The sequence below is a fragment of the Kitasatospora sp. NPDC093806 genome (genome assembly GCF_040683335.1).
In the GTDB taxonomy this organism is placed as follows: domain Bacteria; phylum Actinomycetota; class Actinomycetes; order Streptomycetales; family Streptomycetaceae; genus Kitasatospora.
In genome coordinates this window covers 97,197-121,812 of sequence record NZ_JBFBDO010000003.1, presented here as the reverse complement: position 1 = coordinate 121,812, position 24,616 = coordinate 97,197, and the positions used below count along the sequence as shown (strand labels likewise).

Annotated in this window: 21 protein-coding genes, 1 pseudogene and 1 riboswitch; of the genes and pseudogenes, 10 read left to right on the top strand and 12 right to left on the bottom strand. The window is 75.4% G+C overall.

Annotation, left to right across the window (positions count from 1 at the left end):
• Positions 1-47: 47 nt before the first annotated feature.
• Positions 48-1,373, bottom strand: a complete 1,326-nt coding sequence (locus AB0N76_RS04115; protein ID WP_363552910.1) for a hypothetical protein — start codon at positions 1,371-1,373, stop codon at positions 48-50.
• A 449-nt stretch (positions 1,374-1,822) separates the two neighbouring features.
• The gene (locus AB0N76_RS04110) at positions 1,823-2,938 is read right to left on the bottom strand and encodes an alpha/beta fold hydrolase (RefSeq protein ID WP_363552908.1); all 1,116 of its coding nucleotides are present in this window, start codon (positions 2,936-2,938) and stop codon (positions 1,823-1,825) included.
• 205 nt (positions 2,939-3,143) lie between these two features.
• Positions 3,144-3,341: riboswitch (cobalamin riboswitch) on the top strand.
• 81 nt (positions 3,342-3,422) lie between these two features.
• Here AB0N76_RS04110 and AB0N76_RS04105 point away from each other — a divergent pair.
• The 6 genes from AB0N76_RS04105 (at position 3,423) to AB0N76_RS04080 (ending at position 11,788) form a co-directional block, all read left to right on the top strand.
• Positions 3,423-4,433 (top strand): cobalamin biosynthesis protein, encoded by a 1,011-nt coding sequence (locus AB0N76_RS04105; protein WP_363552906.1) that lies wholly within the window; start codon positions 3,423-3,425, stop codon positions 4,431-4,433.
• A complete protein-coding gene (locus tag AB0N76_RS04100; RefSeq protein WP_363552904.1) occupies positions 4,430-5,947 on the top strand; it encodes a cobyric acid synthase in 1,518 nt (505 codons plus the stop codon). Before AB0N76_RS04105 ends, AB0N76_RS04100 begins: the two co-directional genes overlap by 4 nt.
• Positions 5,940-8,033: a putative cobaltochelatase gene (locus tag AB0N76_RS04095; protein WP_363552902.1), complete on the top strand. Its 2,094-nt coding sequence runs from the start codon at positions 5,940-5,942 to the stop codon at positions 8,031-8,033. Before AB0N76_RS04100 ends, AB0N76_RS04095 begins: the two co-directional genes overlap by 8 nt.
• Positions 8,034-8,036: 3 nt before the next feature.
• Entirely contained in the window at positions 8,037-8,642 is a 606-nt protein-coding gene (gene cobO / locus AB0N76_RS04090) for a cob(I)yrinic acid a,c-diamide adenosyltransferase (protein ID WP_363552900.1), read from the top strand.
• Positions 8,643-8,736: 94 nt separating this feature from the next.
• Complete coding sequence (locus AB0N76_RS04085; RefSeq protein WP_363552898.1) at positions 8,737-10,113, top strand: cobyrinate a,c-diamide synthase; 1,377 nt, start codon at positions 8,737-8,739, stop codon at positions 10,111-10,113.
• A 262-nt stretch (positions 10,114-10,375) separates the two neighbouring features.
• A complete protein-coding gene (locus AB0N76_RS04080) occupies positions 10,376-11,788 on the top strand; it encodes a M6 family metalloprotease domain-containing protein (protein ID WP_363552896.1) in 1,413 nt (470 codons plus the stop codon).
• Between the two features lie 142 nt (positions 11,789-11,930).
• On the opposite strand, the gene AB0N76_RS04075 is transcribed toward AB0N76_RS04080, so the two are convergent.
• Positions 11,931-12,857, bottom strand: coding sequence for an oxidoreductase (locus AB0N76_RS04075; protein WP_363552894.1), 927 nt, complete (start codon positions 12,855-12,857; stop codon positions 11,931-11,933).
• Positions 12,858-12,937: 80 nt separating this feature from the next.
• Between AB0N76_RS04075 and AB0N76_RS04070 the strand changes: the two genes are divergently transcribed.
• Positions 12,938-13,627, top strand: a complete 690-nt coding sequence (locus AB0N76_RS04070; protein WP_363552892.1) for a TetR family transcriptional regulator — start codon at positions 12,938-12,940, stop codon at positions 13,625-13,627.
• Positions 13,628-13,630: 3 nt separating this feature from the next.
• Here AB0N76_RS04070 and AB0N76_RS04065 read toward each other — a convergent pair whose 3' ends face one another.
• Positions 13,631-14,251 carry a TetR/AcrR family transcriptional regulator gene (locus AB0N76_RS04065; RefSeq protein ID WP_363552890.1) on the bottom strand — a complete coding sequence of 207 codons (621 nt, stop codon included), beginning with the start codon at positions 14,249-14,251 and terminating at the stop codon, positions 13,631-13,633.
• Positions 14,252-14,366: 115 nt separating this feature from the next.
• Here AB0N76_RS04065 and AB0N76_RS04060 point away from each other — a divergent pair, with 115 nt between their 5' ends.
• Entirely contained in the window at positions 14,367-15,587 is a 1,221-nt protein-coding gene (locus AB0N76_RS04060) for an FAD-dependent monooxygenase (protein ID WP_363552888.1), read from the top strand.
• Positions 15,588-15,655: 68 nt separating this feature from the next.
• On the opposite strand, the gene AB0N76_RS04055 is transcribed toward AB0N76_RS04060, so the two are convergent.
• Entirely contained in the window at positions 15,656-16,660 is a 1,005-nt protein-coding gene (locus AB0N76_RS04055; RefSeq protein WP_363552886.1) for a hypothetical protein, read from the bottom strand.
• Positions 16,661-17,163: 503 nt separating this feature from the next.
• Here AB0N76_RS04055 and AB0N76_RS04050 point away from each other — a divergent pair.
• Complete coding sequence (locus AB0N76_RS04050; protein ID WP_363552884.1) at positions 17,164-17,976, top strand: arylamine N-acetyltransferase; 813 nt, start codon at positions 17,164-17,166, stop codon at positions 17,974-17,976.
• 178 nt (positions 17,977-18,154) lie between these two features.
• Positions 18,155-18,316, top strand: a complete 162-nt coding sequence (locus AB0N76_RS04045) for a hypothetical protein (RefSeq protein WP_363552882.1) — start codon at positions 18,155-18,157, stop codon at positions 18,314-18,316.
• 25 nt (positions 18,317-18,341) lie between these two features.
• Here AB0N76_RS04045 and AB0N76_RS04040 read toward each other — a convergent pair.
• From AB0N76_RS04040 to AB0N76_RS04010, 7 genes and pseudogenes are all read right to left on the bottom strand, one after another.
• Positions 18,342-18,569, bottom strand: a pseudogene (locus AB0N76_RS04040) (transposase family protein); the annotation flags it as partial.
• A gap of 17 nt (positions 18,570-18,586) precedes the next feature.
• On the bottom strand, positions 18,587-19,981 hold the full coding sequence (locus AB0N76_RS04035) for a HAMP domain-containing sensor histidine kinase (protein WP_363552880.1): 1,395 nt from the start codon (positions 19,979-19,981) through the stop codon (positions 18,587-18,589).
• Positions 19,978-20,721: a two-component system response regulator CseB gene (gene cseB / locus AB0N76_RS04030; RefSeq protein WP_363552878.1), complete on the bottom strand. Its 744-nt coding sequence runs from the start codon at positions 20,719-20,721 to the stop codon at positions 19,978-19,980. The genes AB0N76_RS04035 and cseB overlap by 4 nt, the downstream gene beginning before the upstream one ends.
• Complete coding sequence (locus tag AB0N76_RS04025) at positions 20,718-21,689, bottom strand: hypothetical protein (protein WP_363552876.1); 972 nt, start codon at positions 21,687-21,689, stop codon at positions 20,718-20,720. Before AB0N76_RS04025 ends, cseB begins: the two co-directional genes overlap by 4 nt.
• A gap of 155 nt (positions 21,690-21,844) precedes the next feature.
• On the bottom strand, positions 21,845-22,645 hold the full coding sequence (locus tag AB0N76_RS04020) for a class F sortase (protein ID WP_363552874.1): 801 nt from the start codon (positions 22,643-22,645) through the stop codon (positions 21,845-21,847).
• On the bottom strand, positions 22,638-23,177 hold the full coding sequence (locus tag AB0N76_RS04015) for a hypothetical protein (protein WP_363552872.1): 540 nt from the start codon (positions 23,175-23,177) through the stop codon (positions 22,638-22,640). The genes AB0N76_RS04020 and AB0N76_RS04015 overlap by 8 nt, the downstream gene beginning before the upstream one ends.
• Positions 23,178-23,322: 145 nt before the next feature.
• Positions 23,323-23,688 (bottom strand): hypothetical protein, encoded by a 366-nt coding sequence (locus AB0N76_RS04010; RefSeq protein WP_363552870.1) that lies wholly within the window; start codon positions 23,686-23,688, stop codon positions 23,323-23,325.
• Positions 23,689-24,616 lie beyond the last annotated feature (928 nt).

Sequence of the window (24,616 nt, the reverse complement as noted above, 5' to 3'; positions counted from 1 at the left end):
TTCCCCCCAGGGGAGCCGGGCCCTTCCGCGTGTTCCGAGCCGGGTGCTCAGGCGCCGCCGCGGTGGACGCTGAAGGCCGAGCGGCGGGCCGCCCGGGCCACGCCCGGGTCCGGGTGGACGCCGGACACGGCGGTCAGCACCGAGGCCGCCCGCGGGTGCCCGGACTGCCGGGCCCGGGCGAACAGCCGGACCGGGTCGCCGGCCGAGGCGCCCTCGACGTGGCCGACCAGAAGTTCCGTTTCACCGTGGTCCAGCACGGCGGCGGCGGTGTCCACCCAGAGCCAGGCGGCGTCCTCGGCGCCCAGGACGTCGGCCGGGGAGACCCCCTCGTCCGAGCGCTCGGCCAGCCAGAGCAGCGCGTACGGGCGCAGCACCGGCTCGTCGACGGCGGCCCGGACGGCCTGCTCGGCGGTGGAGCCGGCCACCCGCAGCGCCTCGAAGGCCAGGCCGCGGACCAGCGCGTCCTCGCCCTGCGCGGCCTCCAGCAGCTCGGCCACCGCCCGGTCGGCCGGGCGGGCGGCCACCCAGGCCCGGTACTCGGCCCGGGCCGGGCCGGGCGAGTAGTCGGCGCAGGCGCTGAGCAGCTCCGGGGCGCTCTGCTCGATGTGGCCGGCGGCGGTCTGCGCGACGGTGCAGATCTCCTCCAGCTTGGCCCGCACCGCCCAGTGCCCGAGCGGCGACAGCTCGGCCGCGTTGTCCCGGCGGACCAGCGCGCCGACGGCGGCCAGGCCGTCCAGCATCCAGTCCAGGACGGCGGCGACGTCGGCGGGCGAGGCCGGGGTGTCGATCTGCGGCTCGCGGCAGGTGCCGCGGACGGCCGAGATCGCGGAGGCCGCGTGCGGGACGGGCGAGAGGCCGAAGGTGCTCTCGCCGCCGCCGACCCGGCGCTCGTCCAGGCCGCGCCGGAGCAGTTCCAGCAGCTCGATGTCGGCGACCGGGCCGTCCACCAGGTGCAGGAAGGAGAGCAGCTGCGGCGCCTGGTCGACGGCCTGCCCGGCGAGCAGCGCGAAGACGCCGCGCAGGGCGGCGGGCGGCACCGGGGCGAGCAGCGTCCAGGCGTCGAACAGCGCCGACCAGCCGCGGACCACCGCCTCGTCGTCGTGCTCCCAGGCGTGCAGGCGCCAGCCGGGGACGGCGCCGCCGTCCCGGGGCTCGACCAGGCCGACCAGCAGGGCCTGGCCCCACGCCTTGGCGGCGGCGCCCACCGTCATGGCGAGCGCGAGGCCGGCCGCGCGGGCGTCGTCGGGCAGCAGCTCGCCGCGCTTGTCGACCTCGTCGAGGTCGCCGGCCCAGCGGGCGATCCGGACGGCGTCGACCAGCATGCGGCGGGCCAGCGGGGCGAGTTCGGCGGGTGCGGGGAAGCCCTCCGGCACGGGGACCCGGCCACGGCCGGGCGCGGGGGCGGGGCCTCGTCGGCGGGGTACGCCCGGGGCCCCCGGCCTGGCGCCGGTGGGACGGTGGGCCGTTCCGGGGAGACGGGTCACCGTCGCACCGGAACCGATCGTCGGCGGGAGCGGGGCATCACGGTCGCGCGGGTTCCGAGACGTCACGTCGAGCAGTCTTCCCCTTGTACCGGCCATCTGTCACATCCGGTTGTCCGCGCGGGGCCGGAGGGGGGCGCGGGGCCTCCACAAGATCGGGCAACAGCTGCCAAACCGACTGGCTTGATCTTTGTGGCGGGTCCATGCCAGACGGAACGCCGGTGTTCCTCCCGTTCCTCCCCGTCCCCTCCCGCCCCGACGAGCGGGGGGGGGAGAAATGGGGAGGAATCCGTGGCGGGGGGCACGGACGAGGGGAACGGACGGGGGGAACGGACGGGGAATCAGAGGAAGGGGGTGAGCCAGCGGCGGAGGGTCTCGGTGTAGCGCTCCGGGGCGGTGTTCCAGAGCGCCGCGTGGTCGCCGCCGGGGAACGCCTGGAGGCTGACCACGTCCGGACGGTGCGCCGCGAGCCGCTCGGCGGCCCGGAACGGGGCCACCGGATCGTCCGGCCCGTGCAGCACCAGGGTCGGCATCCGCAGGTCGGTGCCCTCCGCGAGGCGGGCGAAGTCGGCCAGATCCACGCCGGTGCGGCCCTCGGCCGCGAGCGCGCCCAGTTCGGCGGCCGCTCCCCGGAAACCGGCCCGGGCCGCGCCCTTGCGGGCGGTGGCCGGCCAGTCCAGCACCGGGGAGTCCAGCACCAGGCTGGCGATCGAGGACGCCCAGGTCGACCGGACCGCCGTCTGCAGGGCGATCGTCGCGCCCACCGACCAGCCGTACAGCACCACCCGGCCCGCGCCGCTCTCCAGCGCCAGCCGGACCGCCGCCTCGACGTCCCGCCACTCCGTCTCGCCGAAGTGGCCGAGGCCGTCCGGGGAGGCCGGCGCGCCCGGGTCGCCCCGGTAGCCGAGGACCAGCACCGGCAGGCCGAGCCGCTGGAGCTCGGGGAGCACCGGGAGCGCCTGCTGCCGGTCGTCGCCGAGGCCGTGCACCAGGATCACCCAGGTCCCGCGCACGCCGTCCAGCCGCCAGGCGGGCAGGGCGCCCAGTTCGCCCTCGACGGCGGTCTCGGTGAACGGCAGGCCGAGCGCCCGGGCCGGGTCGCCGAGGTAGACGCGCGGGGTGAAGCGGACCTCCGTGCCGGGCGCCAGGGTGCCCCGGTCGGCGCGCACCAGCCGGCGGGTGACCCCGCTCCCGTCCCGGTGCAGCACGTCCTCCACCACGGCGTGCCCGTCCTCGCCCCACTCCACGGCCCAGCGGCCGGGGCGCTCGCTCGCCGGGCCGGGGGTGAAGGTGACCCGGCCGGCGCCGAGCGACTGGACCAGCACCGGGCCGGTCCGCTCCCGGGCCGCGGCGACCGGGTTGACCATCCCCTCGGACGCCCGCCGGCCGATCACCAGCACGGCCGCCCCGGTGCCGATCACGGCGGCCGCCACGGTGGCGGCGATTCCCCAACGCATACTCGCTCCCCACTGCTCGGTCCATCGGCTGCCCGGTGGCTGCCCGGCGCCTGCTCGGTCCATCGGCCCCCGTCGCCCAGTCCACTCGCGGCGGCGGCCGGGGGCCAGCAGAACGCGCCCGTACGGGTTGCTCGCGGGTTGTCCGCGGGTTGCTCGCGGGTTGTTCCGGCCGTGTGACCAACCCCTCCGCGACCTCGGTTGACTCCCGGTTCGGACGCGTGATGGGATCCTTCAGCCAATACGGAGGCAAGCAGAGGAAGCCGGTGCGAGTCCGGCGCGGTCCCGCCACTGTCACCGGGGAGCACGACCGGAAGAGCCACGGCGCGCCGTCAGAAGCCGCTGGAAGGCCCGGGAGCGCGTCCGACCCGGAAGCCAGGAGACTCTCGCCACCGGTACGTCGATCCAGGGCGCGGACCCTGAGTGAGGACACGCACGCGATGCAGGCTGCCCCGCCCGGTCGAGACCCGCTGAAGCACGCCCTGCCGTGCGCCCGCTGACCCGGGCCGCCGCGTTCGCCGCGGGCGCCGTCGCCGGGTACCTGGCCGACGCCCGGTTCGGCGACCCGCGCCGCGGCCACCCGGTGGCCGGCTTCGGCACCGCCGCCGGCCGGCTCGAACGCCGCCTCTGGCGCGACGACCGCGCCACCGGCACCGCCTACACCGCCCTCTGCGTGGGCACCGTCACGGCCGGCGCGCTCGCCGCCGACCGGCTGCTGGCGCACCGTCCGCTCGGCCGCGCCGCGCTGGCCGCCGCCGCCACCTGGACGGTGCTCGGCGGCACCTCGCTGACCCGGGAGGCCCGCACCATCGGCCGCTCGCTGACGGCCGGTGACCTGACGGCGGCCCGGGACAGGCTGCCGCACCTGTGCGGCCGCGACCCGAGCGGCCTGGACGAGCGGCAGCTGGCCCGCGCGGTGGTCGAGTCGGTCGCCGAGAACACCGCCGACGCCGTGGTCAACGCCCTGGTCTGGGGCGGGCTGGCGGGTACCCCCGGACTGCTGGCGTTCCGCGCGGTGAACACCCTGGACGCGATGGTCGGCCACCGCTCGCCCCGCTACGCCCGGTTCGGCTGGGCCTCGGCCCGGCTGGACGACGTGGCCGGCTGGCCGGGCGCCCGGCTGACCGCGCTGCTGACCGTCGCCGCCGCGCCCGAACCGCGCACCGCCTGGCGGATCTGGCGCCGGGACGGCTCCGCGCACCCCAGCCCGAACGCCGGCCAGGCCGAGTCCGCCTTCGCCGGCGCGGTCGGCGTCCGACTCGGCGGCACCCTCCAGTACGGCGAACGCGTGGAGCACCGGCCGGTGCTCGGCGAGGGACTGCGGCCGGTCGGGGTGGACGACATCGAACGGGCCTGTGTGCTCTCCCGGCGGGTGAGCGCGCTGGCCCTGGGTACGACGGTCGCCGGGCACCTGGTGCTCCGGGCGGCCCTGGGCGGGAAGCCGGTCATCGGCGGGAAGCCGGTCCTCGGCAGGAGAAGGGGAAGGGGCGGGGCATGAGCAACGCGCTGTTGGTCGCCGGGACGACCTCGGACGCCGGCAAGAGCGTGGTCACCGCGGGCATCTGCCGCTGGCTGGCCCGGCAGGGCGTCAACGTCGCGCCGTTCAAGGCGCAGAACATGTCGCTGAACTCCTTCGTCACCGCCGACGGCGCCGAGATCGGCCGCGCGCAGGCGATGCAGGCGCAGGCCGCCCGGGTGGAGCCGGAGGCCGCGATGAACCCGGTGCTGCTCAAGCCCGGCGCGGACGGCCGCAGCCAGGTGGTGCTGCTCGGCCACCCGGTCGCCGAGGTCGGCGCGCTGGACTACCGCGAGCGCAAGCCGGTGCTGCTGGAGCGCGCCCTGGAGTGCCTGGCCGACCTGCGCCGCCGCTTCGACGTGGTGGTCTGCGAGGGCGCCGGCTCGCCCGCCGAGATCAACCTGCGGGACCGCGACATCGCCAACATGGGCCTGGCCACCGCCGCCGGACTGCCCGTCGTGGTGGTCGGCGACATCGACCGGGGCGGCGTGTTCGCGGCCATGTACGGGACGCTGGCGCTGCTCTCCGCCGAGGACCAGCGGCACGTGGCCGGCTGGTTCGTCAACAAGTTCCGCGGCGACGCGCGGCTGCTCGCCCCCGGGCTGGAGATGCTGCGCGAGCTGACCGGCCGTCCGGTGCTCGGCACCCTGCCGATGCTGCCCGACCTGTGGCTGGACGCCGAGGACTCGCTGGACCTGTCCACCGTGGTCGACCGGACCGCCTCGCGCGGCCCGCTCGGCGCGGACGTGCTGCGGATCGCCGTGCTGCGCTTCCCCCGGCTGTCCAACTTCACCGACCTGGACGCGCTGGCCCAGGAGCCCGGGGTGCTGGTCCGCTGGGCCACCCGCCCGGAGGAGCTGGCCGACGCCGACCTGGTGGTGCTGCCCGGCACCCGGGCCACCGTCGCCGACCTGGCCTGGCTGCGCGAGCGCGGCTTCGAGCCGGCGCTGGCGGCGCGGGTCGCGGCCGGGCAGCCGGTGCTCGGGATCTGCGGCGGCTACCAGATGCTGGCCGGCGCCATCGTCGACGAGGTCGAGTCCAAGGCGGGCGCGGTGGACGGCCTCGGGCTGCTGCCGACCCGGGTCCGGTTCGGGGCGGCGAAGATCCTCGGCCGGCCGGTCGGCGAGGCCTTCGGCCAGCGGGTCGAGGGCTACGAGATCCACCACGGGATCGTCGACGTGGAGGGCGGGGAAGCGTTCCTCGACGGCTGCCGGGTGGGCGCGACCTGGGGGACCACCTGGCACGGCGCGCTGGAGAACGACGGCTTCCGGCGCGAGCTGCTGCGCGAGGTCGCCGCGGTGGCCGGCCGGGCGTTCGTCCCCGCGCCGGACACCTCGTTCGCGCAGGCGCGGGAGGCCCGGCTGGACCGGCTGGGCGAGCTGATCGAGGAGCACGCGGACACCGACGCGCTGTGGAAGCTGATCGAGGGCGGGGTGCCGGCGGCCGGGTCGCTGCCGTTCCTGCCGCCCGGGGCCCCTGGGGAGAATGATGAGTGACGTCCGATACCCGTTCACCGCGATCGTCGGCATGGCCGACCTGCGGCTCGGGCTGCTGCTGAACGCGGTCTCCCCGGCGGTCGGCGGGGTGCTGGTGCGCGGCGAGAAGGGCACCGCCAAGTCGACCATGGTGCGCGCGCTGGCCGGGCTGCTGCCGTCCATCGCGACCGTCGACGGCTGCCGCTTCGCCTGCGACCCGGCCGCGCCGGACCCGCAGTGCCCGGACGGCGTGCACGCCGGCTCCGCCGCCGCCTCCGAGCGCCCGGCCCAGCTGGTCGAGCTGCCGGTCGGCGTCTCCGAGGACCGGATCGTCGGCTCGCTCGACCTGGAGCGCGCGCTGTCCGAGGGCGTCAAGGCGTACGAGCCGGGCCTGCTCGCCCAGGCGCACCGCGGCGTGCTCTACATCGACGAGGTCAACCTGCTCCAGGACCACGTGGTGGACCTGCTGCTGGACGCCGCCGCGATGGGCCGCTCCTACGTCGAGCGCGAGGGCGTGTCGGTGCGGCACGCGGCCCGGTTCCTGCTGGTCGGCACGATGAACCCGGAGGAGGGCGAGCTGCGGCCGCAGTTGCTCGACCGGTTCGGCCTGACCGTGGAGATCGCCGCCACCCGGGACCCGGCCGAGCGCGCCGAGGTGGTCCGCCGCCGGCTCGGCTACGACGCCGACCCGGCCGGGTTCGCCGACCGGTTCGCCGAGGACGAGCGGGCGCTGGCCGAACGGATCACCACCGCGCGGGAGCTGCTGCCGAAGGTCGAGCTGACCGATGCGGCGCTGCGGCAGATCACCGCCGTGTGCGCCGCGTTCGAGGTGGACGGGCTGCGCGCGGACATCGTGATGGCGCGCACCGCCGTCGCACTGGCCGCCTGGGACGGGCGCACCGAGGTGCTGGAGGAGGACGTCCGCAAGGCCGCCCGGCTGGCGCTGCCGCACCGGCGGCGACGCAACCCCTTCGACGCGCCCGGGCTCGACGAGGAGCAGCTGGACCGGACGCTTGAGGAGCACCGGCAGGAGCCGGAGGAGGAGCCCGAGCCTCCGCAGGGCCCGGAGGGCGAGGGGCCCGAGGGCGAGGGGCCGGACGACGGGGGTGACGGCGGCGACGGCGGTGGCCCGGACGGTGGCGGGGCTCCCGAGCCGACCGGTCCGGAGGCGCCGCCGGTCGAGGCGACGGACACGCCCGCCGCGCCGGACGCGCCCGAGCAGCCCGTCCCGGCCCAGCACCCCTCCCCCGCCCGGGAGTCGGCGCCGGTCGCGGCCGGCGACCCGTACCGCACCCGGCTGTTCGCGGTGGACGGCACCGGGCGCGGCGCGCAGGGCCGCCGCTCCCCCGCCGAGACCGACGGCGGCCACACCATCCGGGCCCGCCGCCCGCAGGGCCGGCTCGCCCGGCTGCACCTGAGCGCCACCCTGCGCGCCGCCGCCCCGCACCAGGTGGCCCGCGGGCGCGACTCGCGCGCGCTGGTGCTGCACAAGGACGACTTCCGCGAGCAGGTGCGCCAGGGACGGGAGTCCAACCTGGTGCTGTTCGTCGTCGACGCCTCCGGTTCGATGGCGGCCCGGCAGCGGATGACCGCCGTCAAGGGCGCCGTGCTGTCGCTGCTGATGGACGCCTACCAGCGCCGGGACAAGATCGGCATGATCACCTTCCGCGGCGCGTCCGCCGAGCTGGCCCTGCCGCCCACCTCCTCGGTCGAGGTCGGCGCCGCCCGGCTGGAGTCGCTGCCCACCGGCGGCCGCACCCCGCTGGCGGCCGGACTGCTGAAGGCCCACGAGGTGCTGCGGATCGAGCGGCTGCGCGACCCGGACCGCCGCCCGCTGGTGGTCGTGGTGACCGACGGCCGGGCCACCGGCGGCGGCCGGGACGCCGTCGCGCAGTCCCACCGGGCAGCCGGGCTGCTGGCCGCGCAGGGCGTGGCGAGCGTGGTGCTGGACTGCGAGTCCGGCCCCGTCCGACTCGGCCTGGCCCGCACCCTGGCGACCCGGCTGCGGGCCACCGCCGTGACCTTGGACGAGCTGCGCGCCGAGGGCGTCGCCTCGCTCGTCCGTGAGAACCGTGCCATCACCTCCACTGCGCGAAAGGCGGCCTGAGCCATGCCCAAGGGTGTCCCCGAGAGCGTCCCCGAGGACGGCCTGACGACCCGTCAGCGCCGTACCCTGCCGATCACCGCCGTGCACACCGGCCCCGGGAAGGGCAAGTCCACCGCCGCCTTCGGGATGGCGCTGCGGGCCTGGAACCAGGGCTGGTCGGTCGGGGTGTTCCAGTTCGTGAAGTCCGCCAAGTGGAAGGTCGGCGAGGAGAACGCGCTGCGCGTGCTCGGTGCCTCCGGCGAGGGCGGCAGCGTCGACTGGCACAAGATGGGCTCCGGCTGGTCCTGGATCCAGCGCTCCACCGAGATGGAGATGGACAGCGAGGCGGCCGCCAAGGAGGGCTGGGAGCAGGTCAAGCGCGACCTCGCCGCCGAGACCTACCGCTTCTACGTGCTGGACGAGTTCACCTACCCGATGCACTGGGGCTGGGTCGACCCGGACGAGGTGGTGGCCGTGCTCAAGGACCGCCCCGGCAGCCAGCACGTCGTCATCACCGGCCGGTACGCGCCCGAGGCGCTCACCGACTTCGCCGACCTGGTCACCGAGATGACCAAGGTCAAGCACCCGATGGACGCCGGCCGCAAGGGCCAGCGCGGCATCGAGTGGTAGCGCCCCGGTAGGGCACCGGCAGAGCACCGGCAGAACACCGGCAGAACACCGGCAAGCCAGGCAGAGCAGTGAGAGCAGCGAGAGCAGTAGCACCGTGAACATCCCCCGTCTCGTCGTCGCGGCGCCGTCCTCCGGCGCCGGCAAGACCACCGTGGCCACCGGCCTGATCGCGGCGCTCGCCGCGCGCGGGCTGGCGGTCTCCCCGCACAAGGTCGGCCCGGACTACATCGACCCGGGCTACCACGGGCTGGCCGCCGGCCGCCCCGGCCGCAACCTGGACGCCTTCATGTGCGGGCCGGAGCGGATCGCCCCGCTCTTCCTGCACGGCGCGGCCGGGGCGGACGTCGCGGTGGTCGAGGGCGTGATGGGCCTGTTCGACGGCGCCTCGGGGCGGGGCGAGCTGGCGTCCACCGCGCACGTCGCCAAGCTGCTGAAGGCGCCGGTGGTGCTGGTGGTGGACGCCTCCTCGCAGTCCCGCTCGGTGGCCGCGCTGGTGCACGGCTTCGCCTCCTGGGACCCGGAGGTCCGGCTGGCCGGGGTGATCCTCAACCGGGTCGCCTCCGACCGGCACGAGCTGCTGCTGCGCGAGGCCCTGGAGGAGGGCTCGGGCGTGCCGGTGCTGGGCGCGGTGCGGCGGTCGGCGGCGGTCGCCACGCCGTCCCGGCACCTGGGCCTGATCCCCGCCGTGGAGCGCTCGGCGGAGGCGCTGCGGGCGGTGGCCGACATGGGCGAGCTGGTCGCCGCCTCGGTGGACCTGGACGCGGTGCTGGCGCTGGCCCGCACCGCCCCGCCGCTGGCCGCCGAGCCGTGGGACCCGGCCGCCGAGGTGACCCCGGTCGCGGGCCGGCCGCGGGTCGCCCTGGCCGGCGGCGCCGCGTTCTCCTTCTCGTACGCCGAGAACGCGGAGCTGCTGGCCGCCGCCGGCGCCGAGGTGGTGCCGTTCGACCCGCTGCACGCGGACGCCCTGCCGGCGGGCACGGCGGGCCTGGTGATCGGCGGCGGGTTCCCCGAGCTGTACGTCCGGGAACTCAGCGCGAACGCCCGACTGCGGGCCGCGATCGCCGAGTTCGCCGCCGCGGGCGGACCGGTCTCCGCCGAGTGCGCCGGACTGCTCTACCTCGGGCGCGAGTTGGACGGCCTGCCGATGTGCGGCGTGCTGGACACCACGGCCCGGATGACCGAGCGGCTGACCCTCGGGTACCGGGAGGCGGTGGCGCTGGAGGACTCGCCGCTGGTCCCGGGCGGGTCCCGGCTGCGCGGCCACGAGTTCCACCGGACGGTCTGCGAGCCGGCGGCCGGCGAACGGCCCGCGTGGGGCTGGCGGTTGCCGACCGGCCCGCACCGGGAGGGTTTCGCGGGCGGCGAACGGGCCGCGAACGTTCACGCTTCGTATCTGCACCTGCACTGGGCGGGATCTCCGCAGCTCGCCGCCTCCTTCGCGGCGGCGGCTGCGGCGCACCGGGCGGGCTGAGGGGGCCTCGGGCGGATCCGACGGCCCCTCGGGTCTGGTGCTTTCGCCGCCCGCGGCGTCAGAATGGGGACAGACAACCGCATATCGCCCCATTCGCAACCGGTACCGGCCAGACCCGACCGCCCTCCTGGCGAGCCGACCGATTGCCGGCGACCGCCCACCCGGCGGGGTGAGCAGGCTCGAAGGAGCCGTCACGATGCGTCACACGTTAACCTCGCTGCGTCCCCATTCCTCGGATCACCGACACGTCTGCCCCGTCCCCATGGCCCCGAACGTGCTCGCCGCGCTGCACGACGAGTACGAGAGACTGATCGAGACCGGGCGGCTACCGAAGGACATCACCTTCGCGCAGTACTACCACGTCTGGCGTTCCCGGCGGCTCGGGGAGAACATCGTCGGACTCGACGACGGGGCCATCGTGCCCGGTCCCCGCACCGACGCCCAGCTGATCTCCCATCCGTCCCGGAAGCTCAAGGGCGTGGTCCGCACCCTGGTGCTGCTGGTCGACTTCCCCGACCTTCCGCACGACCCCGCCCACACCGCCGAGCACTTCGAGCAGCTGCTGTTCAGCACCAGCACCTTCCCGACCGGCTCGATGCGCGACTACTACCGGCAGATCAGCGGCTTCGACCCCGCCGCCCCGGACGACGGCGGGATCGACGTCCAGGGCGAGGTGTTCGGCTGGTTCCGGATGCCGAAGCCGATCTCGTTCTACGCCAACAACGAGTCCGGCAAGAACCCGAGTTCGTTCCCCAACAACGAGGTGAGCCTCGGTCTCGACACCCTGAAGGCCGCGAAGGACGCGAAGGTCCCCTTCCCCGAGGAGCTCGACGTCCTCGGCGAGGGCATCGTCACCGCGCTGTTCGTCGTCCACGCGGGCTCCGGCGCCGAGTCGATCGAGGACCCGGTCGACCAGCTGGCCGCCCTGTGGAGCGCCAAGTGGAGCTTCAAGCCGAGCGTCCCGGTCACACCGGGCCTGGCCGTGCAGACCTTCCTGACCGTTCCCGAGGACTGCGCGGTCGGTGTCTGCTGTCACGAGTGGGGCCATCTGGCCGCCCGTTGGGCCGACTTCTACGACACGGGGAAGGCGTTCGAGCGCATCTCCTCGGGCCTCGGCAGCTACTGCCTGATGGCCGCCGGCAACTGGGGCGGCCCGGACGACGCCCCGGGCAGCAGGCCGGTCTACCCGAACGGCATGCTGCGGATGTTCCAGGGCTGGACCGCGCCCCAGACGATCACCGAGACCACCGAGGACATCTCCCTGCGCCCCGTCTCCGAGGGCGGCGACATCCTCGTCATCACCAGCCCGCGGATGAAGCCGAAGCAGTACATCGTCGTCGAATACCGCCGCCGGACCGGCCTGGACGAGTTCCTGCCGTCCCAGGGCATCGCCGCCTACGTGGTGGACGAGGGCATCGACAACGTCAACGACGAACAGCACCTCGCCATCGAGCTGATGCAGGCCGACGGCAAGCGCCAACTGGCCGCCAGCATCGGCGGCAACCGCGGCGACAAGAACGACCTCTACCCGGCGCTCGGCAACAACCGCATCGGCGAGCACACCAAGCCGGCGCTGAACGAGCCCGACGACGGCCGCTGGAGCGGCGTCACCATCGAGGTCGGCGGCACCCCGGGGGACGACCACATGCAAGTGAGCGTGACCATCGAGGCGTGAGCACGCTCCCCTCAAGCTGATCGCCGCCCTGCCCGCCGCGCCGCGCGGCTCCGACGGTGGCTCCGGCGGAGCCGCGCCCGGCGCGGATGGTGAGGCCGGACCGGGCAGTGGCGGCGATCGGGACTTGCCGTCCGAGGTGGCGTCACCCCAGGCCGTACCGGACGCCGGTCAGCTCCTCCGACAGCGCCCAGAGGCGGCGGCCGGCCTCCACGTCGGTCGCCGTCGCGGCGAGCCGGACCGGGGTCGGCGCGCCGCGCAGTTCGCCACGGCCGTCCGGGCCGATGAACTCCCCGCCGCGCGCGGCCGGTTCGGTCGCCGCGTACAGCTGCGGCAGCGCGCCGTCTGCCGGGCGCTGGGCGAGCGGCCGCAGCAGGCCGCCGAAGAGCAGCCGGACCAGGCCGGTCGGCCCGTCGGTCTGCAGATCGGTGGCGGTGTACCCCGGGTGGGCGAGCAGACTGCGGACCCGGCTGCCGGACGCGGTCAGCCGGAGGTGGAGCTCGCGGCCGAAGAGCGCGTTGGCGAGCTTCGACTGGTCGTAGAAGGCCATCGGCTTGTACCCGCGCGCGCCGGTGAGGTCGTCGAAGCGGATCCGGCCCTTGCGGTGGTTGAGCGAGCTGACGGTGACCACGCGCGGGTCGCGGCCGGCCGCGAGGGCGTCCAGCAGGAGCCCGGTGAGCGCGAAGTGGCCGAGGTGGTTGACGGCGAACTGGAGTTCGTGGCCCTGCGGGCTGAGCGTACGGGGCGGGGCGAGCACGCCCGCGTTGTTGACCAGCACGTCCAGCCGGGGGTGGTCGGCGCGCAGCCGTCCGGCGAAGGCGCGGACGGAGTCCAGGTCGGCGAGGTCGAGGCGGCGGACGTCGAGGCGGGCGCCGGGGTGTTCGGCCTTGATCGCGGCGGCGGCCCGGCGGCCGCGCTCCTCGTCGCGGACGGCGAGGACCACGTGCGCGCCGCGCCGGGCGAGCGCCCGGGCGGTGGCGAGCCCGAGGCCGCTGTTCGCGCCGGTGACGACGCACACCCGGCCGGTCTGGTCGGGGATCCGGTCCGTGCTCCATTGCTCCGAAGGCTTCATGTGGCAGATGCTGCCGTCGGTGTCACTCGGTGTCAAGATGCCATCTGGTGTCGTGACCGGCATGGCGTTACCATCGACGGGTGACCTCCCGCCCCGCGCCCCGCCCTGCGCCCCGACCCGCCGTCAGCCTGGCCCAGCGCAAGCGCCAACTCGTCGTGGACGAGCTGACCGAGGCGGCGTTCCGGCTGCTCACCGCCCAGGGGTTCGACGCGGTCACGGTGGACGAGATCGCCGCCGACGCGGGCGTGTCCAAGCGGACCTTCTTCCGCTACTTCGCGTCCAAGGAGGACGTGATCGTCCGCTTCCTGGCCGAGCTGGGCACCGGCATCAGCGCCGAACTGGCCGCCCGCCCGGCCGCCGAGCCGCCGTCGACCGCCCTGCGGCACGCCGTCCTGGTCCCGCTCGTCGCCTGCGGCGAGCACGGCGACCGCGCGCTGCGCGCCGTCCAGCTGATCCTGCGCACGCCGGCGCTGCACGCCCGCCTGCTGGAGCGGCAGGCGCAGTGGTGCGAGGAGTTGGCGGCGGAGCTGGCACGCCGGACCGGGCGCGACGCGGGCCCCGGTTCCGACTCCGGCTCCGGTTCCGGCTCCAGCTCGGGCTCCGGCTCCGGTTCGGGCTCCGACCTCTACCCGCGGCTCGCCGCCGGGATGGCGCTCACCGCCTTCGGCGCGGTGCTGGAGCGCTGGAGCGACAGCGACGGCGCCGCCGACCCGGTGGCGCTCACCGGGCAGGCGTTCGCCGTCCTGGCCCCGGCGCTCGACGCGGCCTGACCGCTACTCGCCGGCGCCGTCCAGCAGGACGGTGAGGTAGCGCGCCACCTCCGCGCGCAGTTCGGCCGGTTCGGGGACGCGGCCGTAGCCGCTGCCGGCCGCGACGTTGAACAGCACCCCGTCCGCCCAGCGGACCAGCCGGCGGGCGTCCGCCTCGGGCGCGCGGGAGCCGCAACCGGTCAGCACGGTGACCGCGAAGTCGACGAAGCCCGCGCCCAACCGGTCGTAGACGGCGCGCAGTTCGGGGCGCCGGGTGGCTTCGAGCGCCAGCTCGAAGCGGGCCACGGTGAGCGCCCGTCCGGCGGTGAGCGCCTGGTGGACGGCGTCGGCCGCCACCTGGGCGAGCAGTTCGCGCGCCGCGCCGATGTCGGACGGCGCGGCGATCTCGGCCACCGCCCGGAACCCCGGCGCCTCCAGTTCCGCGATCCGGGTGATCGTCAGCTCCAGCAGGGCGGCCCGGGTGCGGGCGAGGTTGGAGGTGGAGCCGGTGGGCAGGCCGGCCGCCTCGTCGACCGCGCGGTGGGTGAGCCCGCGCAGGCCGCGTTCGGCGATCAGCGCGACGGCGGTGTCGGCGATCAGGGTCTGGCGCTGGGGGGCGGCGGGGGCGGCACTGGCGCTGGTCATGGCTCCGATCATCCAGGTTCTCGCGGACTGCTCCCAATCCACACTACAGCTGTAGTACGGTGGTGCACGAGGCCGAAACTACAGGTGTAGTTCGCAGCGTTCGAGAGGAACTCTCATGGACCGTCCCGTGCACCGTCCCGAGCAGCGCCCGCACCGCGCCGTCGTCATCGGCGGCGGCGTCGGCGGCCTGACCGCCGCCCTCGCCCTCCACCGCCAGGGCGTCCCGGTGACCGTCCACGAACGCGCCGCCTCGCTCGAACCCGTCGGCGCCGGCCTCGCCCTCGCCCCCAACGCCCTGCGCGCCCTCGACCGGCTCGGCATCGGCGACCGGCTGCGCGCCCTCGCCTCCCCGCACCCCGCCATCGGCGTCCGCCGCCCCTCCGGCCGCTGGCTCGCCCGCACCGGCAGCGACGCCGTCGAGGCCTACTTCGGCGACCCGGTGATCGCCGTCGCCCGCGCCGCCCTCATCGACGCCCTGGTCGACGCCCTGCCCGCCGGCACCGTCCACACCGACTCCCCCGCCGCACTGGTCGACCCGGGCAGCGCCGGCCAAGGCGGCGCCGACCGTCCGGCCGTGGTCAGCACCCCCGACGGCGAGCAGCCCGCCGACCTGGTGGTCGCCGCCGACGGCATCCGCTCCGCCACCCGGGCCGCCCTCTTCCCGTACCACCCCGGCCCGCGCTACTCCGGCTTCACCACCTGGCGCACCATCGTCGCCGACCCGCCCCGCCCGCCGTTCGCCGCCGGCGAGGTCTGGGGCCGCGGCCGGCTCGCGGGCGTCGTCCCGCTCTCCGACGGCCGGGTGTACGTGTACGGCGCCGCCCTCGCCCCGGCCGGCGCCCGGGCCGCCGACGGCGACGAGCGCGCCGAACTCCTCCGGCGCTACGGCGACTGGTGCGCGCCCGTCCCCGAACTGCTCGCCTCCGCCGACCCGGCCAAGGTGCTCCGCCACGACGTCTGGGAGATCGCCGACCCGCTCCCCGCCTACCACCACGGCCGGGTCGCCCTGCTCGGCGACGCCGCCCACGCGATGGTCCCGTTCCAGGGCCAGGGCGCCTGCCAGGCCATCGAGGACGCGGTCGTCCTCGCCGCCGCCGTCCCGTCCGCCGGCCTCCCCGCCTACACCACCGCCCGCCTCCCCCGCACCACCGCCATCGTCGCCGGCTCCCGCGCCGTCGGCACCCTGGTCGCCCGCCGCTCCCCCGCCGCCGTCCTCGCCCGCGACCTCGCCCTCACCGCCGCCGGCCTCCTCCCCACCCACCTCCTCCTCCACCGCGCCGCCCCCACCTACGCGTGGCAGCCCCCGCAGCTCACCGCCCTCGCCACGGCTACCTGACCGGGGCGAACGACGGCAAGGGCGGCTCCGGCCGCCGCCGGAACCGCCCTCCACTACCGCTGTCAGGCCTACTTGCCGGCCGTGCTGCCCTTGGTGCCGGGCACCGTCTTCACGGGCGGCTGCCCGTTCGTGCCCTTGGTGCCCTTGGCGCCCGGCGCGACGATCTGCACGGTGGCACCGGCGCCACAGCTGGTCGTCCCACGGAACGGGGTGGTCGGGCTCTCGTTGACGAACAGGCACTGCCCGAGCTTCGTCTGTCCGAGCGGGGTGGTGGTGTCGTACGACACCCGGACCCGGACGGTGGTCGTCGAGTTGGCACGGAGGCTGGAGTCACGCCCCTGCAGGTACACCCCCGGATTGTCGCCGGGAATACCGTCGTAGACCTTCTTCAGCGTGGTCCAGGTGCCATTCGGCTTGCGGACCTGAACGGTGGCGTGCGGGTCGACGAAGAGGACGTTGCCGACGTTGACGTAGTTCGACGGAGTGGAGTTCTTCACGACGGCGTCGAACTCGATGGGCGCACCACCGGCGACGGCGGTGGCCGGGACGCGGGACACCGAGGGCGAGGGGCTCTGGACCTTGATCGTCTTGCTCACCCGGTCCGCCGGGACCCCGTGGGCACCGCCTGCCACACCCGAGTCGAGGACCAGCGACGGGATCCCGCCGTTGGTGGCACCGGCGTGCGGGCGACCCATCGGCAGGCCGATCCGCAGCTTCACCGCCACACTGCGGTGCGCCGGAATCGCCAAGGCCTTGGGCAGCTCAGCCCCGTAGCCGGCGCCCCTCCCCTCGCCGAAACGCGACAGCTTGAGGGACTTCCACCCGCCGCCGGCCGGGTCACGGTAGTCGATGACGATGGCGTCCGAGGCCGGCAGGCCTTCACCAGTGATGGCATGCACGTAGAGGCGGTAATTCGTCTCCTTGGAGCCGGTGTTGGTGACGGTCTCGGTGAACTCGACCGGCTGCCCGGCGCTTCCGATCACAGCCGGGGCGTCGAGCTTCAGCTTCACCCGCGGCACGTCGTCCGCCGCGAAGGCCGCAGGCGCCGACAGCAGGGCGCTTCCGCCCGCCACCGCGGTCACGAGGACGGTGGCGGCGGCAGCCCGAGCGACCGTGCGGCTCGAACGGTTCCGACGGCCGGAAATTGTCGTGCGCATAGAAACTTACCCCCCATGTTTTTGCTGCGGACAGGCGGCGACAGCAAATGGTGACTGGAATGGACTATCCACGGACGTGCGGGCAAAACCCGACCGGCCCGGGAGTGACGTTTCGCCGGGCCTGAACCCCTCCTGGCCCGCGCAGTGGAGGCGTTCTCGCGCCTCACAGACAGTCAGACACGCGATCCGAGCGAACGGTTGCACACCCACTGAGAATTTTTTTCGGAGCTCCGAAGCTGGCCGTTCCACCCCTCCCGGAGGCCGACGAAAAGGGTGATTCGCCCCCTGACTCCCCACCGGGGGAAGGGACGACTCATGGGCGCCCGCGCATGACCGGGGCGGTCCTAGGACTCAAGGTCCAGGGCGTGCCGAACCGGGGGCGGAGGACCGGGGTGGGGGTAGGTCCGTACGGTGGCGGTATGAGTGTCGATCTCGACAAGTACTTCGCGCGGATCGGGTGGGGCGGGGAGCGGGGGCCCACCCTGGGGACGCTGCGGGGGTTGCAGCACGCGCATGTGCTGGGCATCCCGTTCGAGAACCTCGATGTGGTGGTGGGGGCGGTGCCGTCGCTGGAGCTCGCCGATCTGGAGGCGAAGCTGGTCCTGGGATCGCGCGGGGGGTACTGCTTCGAGCACAACACGCTGTTCGCGGACGTGCTGGAGCAGCTGGGCTTCGGGGTGACCCGGCTGACCGGGCGGGTGCGGGTGGGGGCGCGGCCCGGAGAGGTGCGGCCGCGTACGCATCTGGTGCTGGCCGTCCGGGTGCCGGGCTCGGACGGGGTGCCGCATCTCGTGGACGTCGGGTTCGGGTCGCCGGACGCGTTGCTGGAGCCGCTGCCGATGATCCCCGGGGTGGTCCGGGAGGGCCGGGGCCGCCGGCACCGGCTGGTGGTCGAGGAGCCGGACGGGCCCGCGCCCGTCCGGGTGCTCCAGGCGTGGTCCGGCGGGGGCTGGCTGGACCTGGTCGCCTTCACCCTCGCGCCGACCCTCGCCATCGACATCAAGGTGGCCAACTGGTACGTGGCCACCCACCCGCGCTCCCCGTTCCGCCGCCTCTTCGTGCAGCGCACCCTCCCAGCCGGCCACCTGCTCCTGGACGGGGCGACCCTCACCCGCACCGCCGCCGACGGCACGGCGACGGTGGAGGAGCTCGGCGGCGACGCGGAGATCGCGGCGCTGCTGGAGGCCGAGTTCGGGATCGCCCCGCCGCCCGGGACCCGCGCGGCGCGCTAGAGCTTGATGCAGAAGGCCTGGTGCGGGGCACTTCTCCGGTACGGGTGGGGTGCTTCGGACTGAGCCGGTCTGGGTGGAGGCGTTCACGGGTCTACGGCAACGCCTGTCCTTGCCCGGGCGGACGAGCTCAACGCCCACATCGCTCGGTTCCTCGAAAACTACGGCTAGGCTCGCAGGCATGGGAATTGACTGGGAGAACATACTCGACGCAAGCGGTAACGGCCTCGACGATGCCTACGACGGCGCGGTGTCCGCGGTCATGTACAGCGATGACCCGATGGAGGACCGTCGGCCATTCCCCATCGGCGAAGAGCACGACGACACAGACGGCTTGCGCTGAGCTGAGGAACGGCCCCGGCAAGGACCGTGGCCGTCGAGGCCCCGAACAGCGGGGCGAGCCGGCGCATCGTGAGGTTGATCCGGTAGTACACGGCGACCAGCAGGACCCGGTCGGGCAGCGGCAGGCACCAAGGCCTGCCGCCGCCCGCACCATTGCCGCCCCGCTCACGCACCACGCGCACCAAGCCCTCGAACTGCCGCGTCCGCAACCCCGTGAACGCCTCCACCCAGACCGGAGAAAAGCCCCGCTCCAGGCCTTCCGCAACAAGCTTCAGTCCGGGCGCCGTTCCGGGCTCTGGTCCGGGCTCTGGTCCGGGAGGACGAGGGTGGCGACGGCGCCGCCGTCGGGGTGGTTGGCGAAGCCGAGGGTGGCGCCGATGACGCGGGCGTGGCCCCGGGCGATGGTGAGGCCGAGGCCGTGGCCCTTGCCGCGTTCGCGGACGCTGGTGCGGAAACGCTGGGGCCCGTCGCGCAGGAGCTCCTCGGGGAAGCCGGGACCGTGGTCGCGGACGGTGATCCGGCGGCCGTCGACGTGCAGCCGGACGGTGCCGCCGCCGTCACCGCCGCCGTGGCGGTCGGCGTTGAGGAGGAGGTTGCCGAGGATCCGGTCGAGTCGGCGCAGGTCCGTGCGGACCGAGGTGTCGGCGAGGACGGTGACGTCGACGTCCAGGCCGGTGAGCGTCACGGTCCGGCGGACCGCGCGTTCCAGCGGCACCGCCGCGAGGTCCGGCGTCTCGACGTCCGCGTCCAGCCGGGACACCTCCAGCAGGTCCTCGACCAGCGAGCGCAGCGCCTGCACCCGGTTCTGCACGAGCTGGGTGGGCCGACCGGGCGGCAGCAGCTCGGCCGCCGTGACCAGCCCGGTGAGCGGGGTGCGCAGCTCGTGGGCGACGTCGGCGGTGAACCGCTGCTCGTCCTCCAGCCGCCGGTGCAGCGCGCGCGACATCTGGTCGACGGCCGCCGCGAGGTCGGCGACCTCGTCCCGGCCGTCGACCAGTTCGCCGATCCGGGCGTCGGTGCGCCCGGCCGCGATGCCCCGGGCGGCCGTCGCCGCTGTCCGCAGCCGCCGGCTGATCCGGTCCGCGACCAGCACTCCGACCAGCACGGTGATGAAGACCGACGCGACGACGGCGATCAGGATGATCCGGTCGAGGTCGGCGATCGCCGCGCGGTCCTGGGTGAAGTCGACCCGGACGGAGAGCACCCCGTCCTGGACGGCGCCGGCCGCCCACATCGACTCGCCGTCGCCCTGCGGGCCCGCCCCTGCCCCCGTCCCCGCCCCTGCCCCCGTCCCCGGTCCCAGCAGGGATCCGCGCCGTCCGGCCGCCGCGAGGGTGTGCAGTGCGGCGGGCAGCGCCGGGTCGTCCACGGCGGCGGTGCCGCCGGCGGGCTCGCCGCGCGCATAGGCGGCGAGGGCGGAGTCGAGCGCGGTGAGGGCGGAGCGGCGGGCCTGGTCGACGTGCTGGCGGACCATCGCCTGGTGGACCAGCAGGCCGACGGCCACCGCGACCAGGACGGAGATGGCGGCGACGGCGGTCGCGATCTGCCGGCGCAGGGTCAGGCGGCGCAGGGTCGGGCGGGGGAACTTCAGGCGGGAGAGCTTCAGGCGGGAGAACCTCGGACGGGAGAGCTTCAGGCGCGGGAGCTTCCCGCGGCGCGGCGTCATTCGGGGCGCCGCAGCTTGTAGCCGAAGCCGCGGACGGTCTCGATCCGGCCGCCGCCGATCTTGGCGCGCAGCCGCTGCACATGGACGTCGACGACCCGGGTGTCGGCGCCCCACTCGTAGTCCCACACCCGCTCCAGCAAGGTGGAACGTTCCAGCACGATGCCGGGCGCGGCGGTGAACTCCAGCAGCAGCCGCAGTTCGGTCGGGGTCAGCGGGACGAGCCGGCCGTGCACCCGGACCTCCATGGAGTCGGTGTCCACGTCCAGGCCGTCGAAGCTGCGCACGGTCGTCGCCGCCCGCGGCTCGGGGGGAGCCGGAGGGACGGGCGGGGCCTCGGCGGCCGGGACGACGCGGACCCGGCGCAGCACCGTCCGGATCCGGGCGACCAGCACCGCGCTCTCGAACGGCTTGACCACGTAGTCGTCCGCCCCCGCCTCCAGCCCGGACACCACGTCGACCGGGTCGGTGCGCGCCGACATCATCAGGATTGGCAGCTGGCTCTCCTCCCGGATCCGCCGGCAGAGCCCGACCCCGTCGAGCAGCGGCAGCATCACGTCGAGCAGCAGCAGGTCGGGCCGGACGGCGTGGAACACCTCCAGCCCCTCCAGCCCGTCGGCGGCCGTGGAGACGGGGAAGCCGTAACGTTCCAGGGCCATCCGGGTGGCCTCCCGGATCACCTCGTCGTCCTCGACGATCAGGATGTGCGGGTGGGTGGGGGCCGGTGCGGCGTGGTCGTTCAAGGCGTGGTCTCCGGGGGAACCGCGGTCGGGCGGACGGGCTGCGGGACGGGCGTGGCGGTGGGCGCGGCGGTACGGCCCGGGGCGGCGGGGAGGACGGGGGCGCCGGGGGCGGGAGGGGCGACGGGCGAGGCGCCGGTCTTCGGGCGGGCCGGCTCCGGCGACACCGAGGGGCGGCCGGCGGACGGCTTCGCCGTGGGGGCGGCCGGCGCCTCCGGGTCCGCGGTCGGCGTCTGGCTCGGGCCGGGGAGCGGGCCGACGTCCTGCGCCTTCCGTTCGAGCAGGCCGAGCCGCACGCCGTCCCAGCCGTAGTGACTGCTCGTGCGGGCCCAGACGCCGGTCGACTCGTGCAACCACAGGTCCGTGCCGACGGTCTCGGCGCTGAACGCGTTGAGCAGTGGGACGCGCAGGACGGGTATCAGGCGGTCGCCGGACAGGGTGTAGACGTGCAGCACGACCGGTCCGGCGCTGCCCGCGGTGCCGAGGGCGGTGATCAGTTCGGGGCGGCCGTCGCCGGTGAGGTCGCGGAACTCCGGGGCGCGGAGGGCGCAGGCCGTCGGGGTCCCCGGGGCCGCCGGGGCCGCCGGGGTCCCCGGGCACGAGTCGAGGGCGCGCCGCTCGTCCGGGCTGGTGTCCGGGTCCTTCGCCAGCAGGGCGCGGACGTCGACGGCGGTGATGTCCTGCCCAGGGGCGGTCACCTCGGGGACCGGTTGCGGCGACGCCTCCGGGGCGCGGCCGGACGCGGACGCGGGCGGGGTGGGCGCCGGGGCGGCGGCGAGGTCCGGCCAGAGCGGCTGGGGCTTCGGCGAGGGCGTCACGGGCGCGGCCGGACCGTGGTCGCTCAGCCCGCCGGAGGACGCGCAGCCGCTCAGCAGGGCGGCGGCGAGGACGGCGAGGACGGCGGCCGGTGCGAGGAGGGCGGCCGACGCGGGGCGGGCGGGGCGGGGGCGGGCTGGTGGTCGTGGTGCCACGGTCGGTGCTCGTCCTCCTGGTCTGCGGCTGCGGTGCTGCGCTGGTTCGTTCGTCCCCGGTGGTAGGTCGCCGGGAGGGTGGTCGGCGGTTCCGCCTGCCCGGTTCCGCCTAACGGGCCTGACCCGGGCAGGCGGAACCGCCTCACGCCCCCGCCTCAGGCCAGGTCCGCCAGGACGATGATGTTGTCGGTCCAGTGGCCGTCCGCGCCGATCCGCCCGCCGCAGGTGATCAGCCGCAGTTCGGGCGCCGCCGTGTCCCCGTAGACCGTGGCGGTCGGGAACTGGTCCTTGGCCGCCTGGAGCGAGGTGCGGACCCGGAAGTCCACCGTGCTGCCGTCCGCCCGCCGGACCTGGATCCGGTCGCCGGGCCGCAGCTTCGGCACGCCGCGGAAGACGGCCGGGCCGCGCGCGGTGTCGTAGTGCCCGATCAGGACGGCCGGGCCGGTCTCCCCCGGGGTCGGACCATTGCGGTACCAGCCGACCTCGTCGGCCCGTTCGGCCGTCGGCACCTCGACCGTGCCGTCCGGGTTCAGGCCGAGGCTGCCCACCGGGGCGTCGACGCCCGCCGCCGGGATCAGCAGGCGGGTCGGCGGCGAGGCCGCGAAGGGGCGGGGGGCGGTGGGGGTGGCGGCGCTGGTCGGGGCGGCGGCCGCCTGCGTCCCGGTGGTTCCGGCCTCGCGCGCGGAGGTCTCCACCCGGACCACCGGCGTCCGGGTGCCGGACAGCGCGACGGTGGTGCCGAGCACCAGGCAGAGCAGGCCCGCCGCGCCGAACGCCGTCCGGCGCAGCCCGTCGGCCAGCGGGTCTCGGGGGCGGCGGTGCCCCCGGGCGCCCCGGGCTCCCCGGCGGCCGTCGGCCGGCTCCCCGCCCCCGCCCCGTACCGACGACGCGGACGGGGCGGGGGCGGGGGCGGGGCCGGCGGAACCCGTGGAGGGCCCGGAGCCGGTGTCAGCCACGCGCACCGGAACGGCGGCGCAGCAGCGCGAAGCCGATCGCACCGGCGCCGACGGCCGCGACGGTGCCGCCACCGGCCAGCATGAGGCCGGAGTTGCCGGTCGAGCCGGACCCGTCACCGGCCTTGGCGGCACCCTTGGGGACCTCCCGGACCTGCGGCGCGCCCGTGCCCGTGGCCGGAGCCGGCGCCACGGCCGGGCTCCGCTCCGGGGCGACCGACGGCATCGCACCGCCCTTGGGGGCGACGGCCGGAGCGCCCGACGGGGTGGCGGTCGGCGGCACGACGACCTTCGCCGAGGGGTCCCCGGGCTGGGCCGGGGCGGCGGTCGGCTTCTGCGGGTCGGTCGGCTTCTGCGGCGCCGGCTCGGCGGCCCGGCTGACGCTCGGGTTCGGGGAGGCCGACGCGGGGGCGGCCGGGGCTCCGTCGGCCCACGCCTGCCCGCCGGACATCGCGGTCAGCAGGGCGGCACCGGACAGGGCGCAGACGGCCAGCACCCGACGGGCGGGCGAGCGGTGGGTACGGCGCGTGCTCATACGGGGTGTCTCCTTCGTCGCGACGCGGGGTCCGGCCGGTGCGGCCGGTGCGTCGGAAGTGACGCTAGGAGGGGCGTGTCGCGGTACCCGGCCGGCCGTGTCACGGTCGTCCGGCGGCTGTGTAACGGCCCTTCCGGGTCCGGGACTACGCGCCGAAATCGTCGATGAACTGCTCCAGCGGTAGGGACAGTTCCAGCGGTTCCAGGGTGCCGTCGAAGTCGATCCACCACACGGCGGGCACGCCGGGGGCGAGTTCGCCGAGGACGGTGTGCAACACGGTGAGCGCCGCCGACCACGGCTCGCGGTCGGCGAAGGAGAAGACCTTGTGCTCCTTGTGGAAGGACAGTTCGGCGACCTGGCCCGGCGCCACCTCGGCGTGGATCTCGACGAAGCGCTCGAAGACGTCGGACACGGTCGCTCCCGGCCAGTGCCGGGCGAGGGCGTCCGCCAACTGCTCCCGGGAGAACGCCCAGGGCGCCCCGGCGGCGCTGACGTAGAAGCTCGATCCCACGGGCGGTGTCTCCTTCTGCGGTTGCGGTGGCGGGTGCCATTCTGCGCCGCGGCCTGGGCCTGGCCAGTCGGAGCAATGGACGAGCGGGGTGCCGCGGGCCCTGGTGAGACTGGGCGCGAGGGTGCCCGAGCGCTCCGAACGGTTCCAGGGAAAGGCTTGCACCGTGTGTGGGAAAGACAGGCGGCTGATCGGTGCCGCGAGCGTGCTGACACTGGGCTTGAGCACGCTCTGCGGGTCACTGCCGGCGGCGGCGGCTCCTGCCGCGCCTTCGCTCGCGGCGAGCGGCTCCCAGGTCTTCGACCAGCCGCGGTTCTGGCGCTTCACGATCCCGGCGGGCGTGACGTCGCTGACGATCTCCGCCTGGGGCGCGGGCGGGTCCGGCGGGGGTGGCGGAGGCGGCGGGGGCGCGGGCGGGGGCGGCGGCGGGGAGGACGGCGGAACCTTCACGGGCGGGGCCAGCGGTGCGGGCGGCGGAGGGGGTGGGGGCGGAGGCGGCGGAGGGGGTGGCGGGGCCGGTTCGTTCGTCAGCTGTCAGGTCGACATCGGACGTCTGGGCCTCGGCGCCGGCGACGTCCTGGACCTCACCGTCGGTCGACCGGTGGGCGCGGTCGCCGGAGGGTCGGGCGGCACGGGTGGCACGGGTGGCGCGGGGGACAACGGCGACGGCGGGCGGGGCGGCAACGGCACTAACGGCCAGGAGAGGCTCTTTGCTCTGTTAGGGCCTGTAACTTCCGTGACCGCCAGGAAGCTTCTATTCCAGCAACTCGTGGAAGCAGGTGGGGGTAACGGCGGCCGGGCGGGCGGGCTCGGTCGCGGGGGCGCGGGTGGCCAGGGCTCGGGCGGCACCTTCGAGAGCTACGGTTCGGGTGGGTCGGGAGGGGGCGCGGGCAGCGGGGGCTCCGGTGCTCTCCCCTCTAGCCACTACAAC

Coding starts and splice junctions, on each gene's coding strand:
- AB0N76_RS04060 (WP_363552888.1), top strand. CDS start 14,367: ATGGACCGTCCCGTGCACCGTCCCGAGCAGCGCCCGCACCGCGCCGTC.
- AB0N76_RS04035 (WP_363552880.1), bottom strand. CDS start 19,981: ATGACGCCGCGCCGCGGGAAGCTCCCGCGCCTGAAGCTCTCCCGTCCG.
- AB0N76_RS04050 (WP_363552884.1), top strand. CDS start 17,164: ATGAGTGTCGATCTCGACAAGTACTTCGCGCGGATCGGGTGGGGCGGG.
- AB0N76_RS04100 (WP_363552904.1), top strand. CDS start 4,430: ATGAGCAACGCGCTGTTGGTCGCCGGGACGACCTCGGACGCCGGCAAG.
- AB0N76_RS04065 (WP_363552890.1), bottom strand. CDS start 14,251: ATGACCAGCGCCAGTGCCGCCCCCGCCGCCCCCCAGCGCCAGACCCTG.
- AB0N76_RS04080 (WP_363552896.1), top strand. CDS start 10,376: ATGGCCCCGAACGTGCTCGCCGCGCTGCACGACGAGTACGAGAGACTG.
- AB0N76_RS04075 (WP_363552894.1), bottom strand. CDS start 12,857: ATGAAGCCTTCGGAGCAATGGAGCACGGACCGGATCCCCGACCAGACC.
- AB0N76_RS04045 (WP_363552882.1), top strand. CDS start 18,155: ATGGGAATTGACTGGGAGAACATACTCGACGCAAGCGGTAACGGCCTC.
- AB0N76_RS04110 (WP_363552908.1), bottom strand. CDS start 2,938: ATGCGTTGGGGAATCGCCGCCACCGTGGCGGCCGCCGTGATCGGCACC.
- cobO (WP_363552900.1), top strand. CDS start 8,037: ATGCCCAAGGGTGTCCCCGAGAGCGTCCCCGAGGACGGCCTGACGACC.
- AB0N76_RS04015 (WP_363552872.1), bottom strand. CDS start 23,177: ATGAGCACGCGCCGTACCCACCGCTCGCCCGCCCGTCGGGTGCTGGCC.
- AB0N76_RS04095 (WP_363552902.1), top strand. CDS start 5,940: ATGAGTGACGTCCGATACCCGTTCACCGCGATCGTCGGCATGGCCGAC.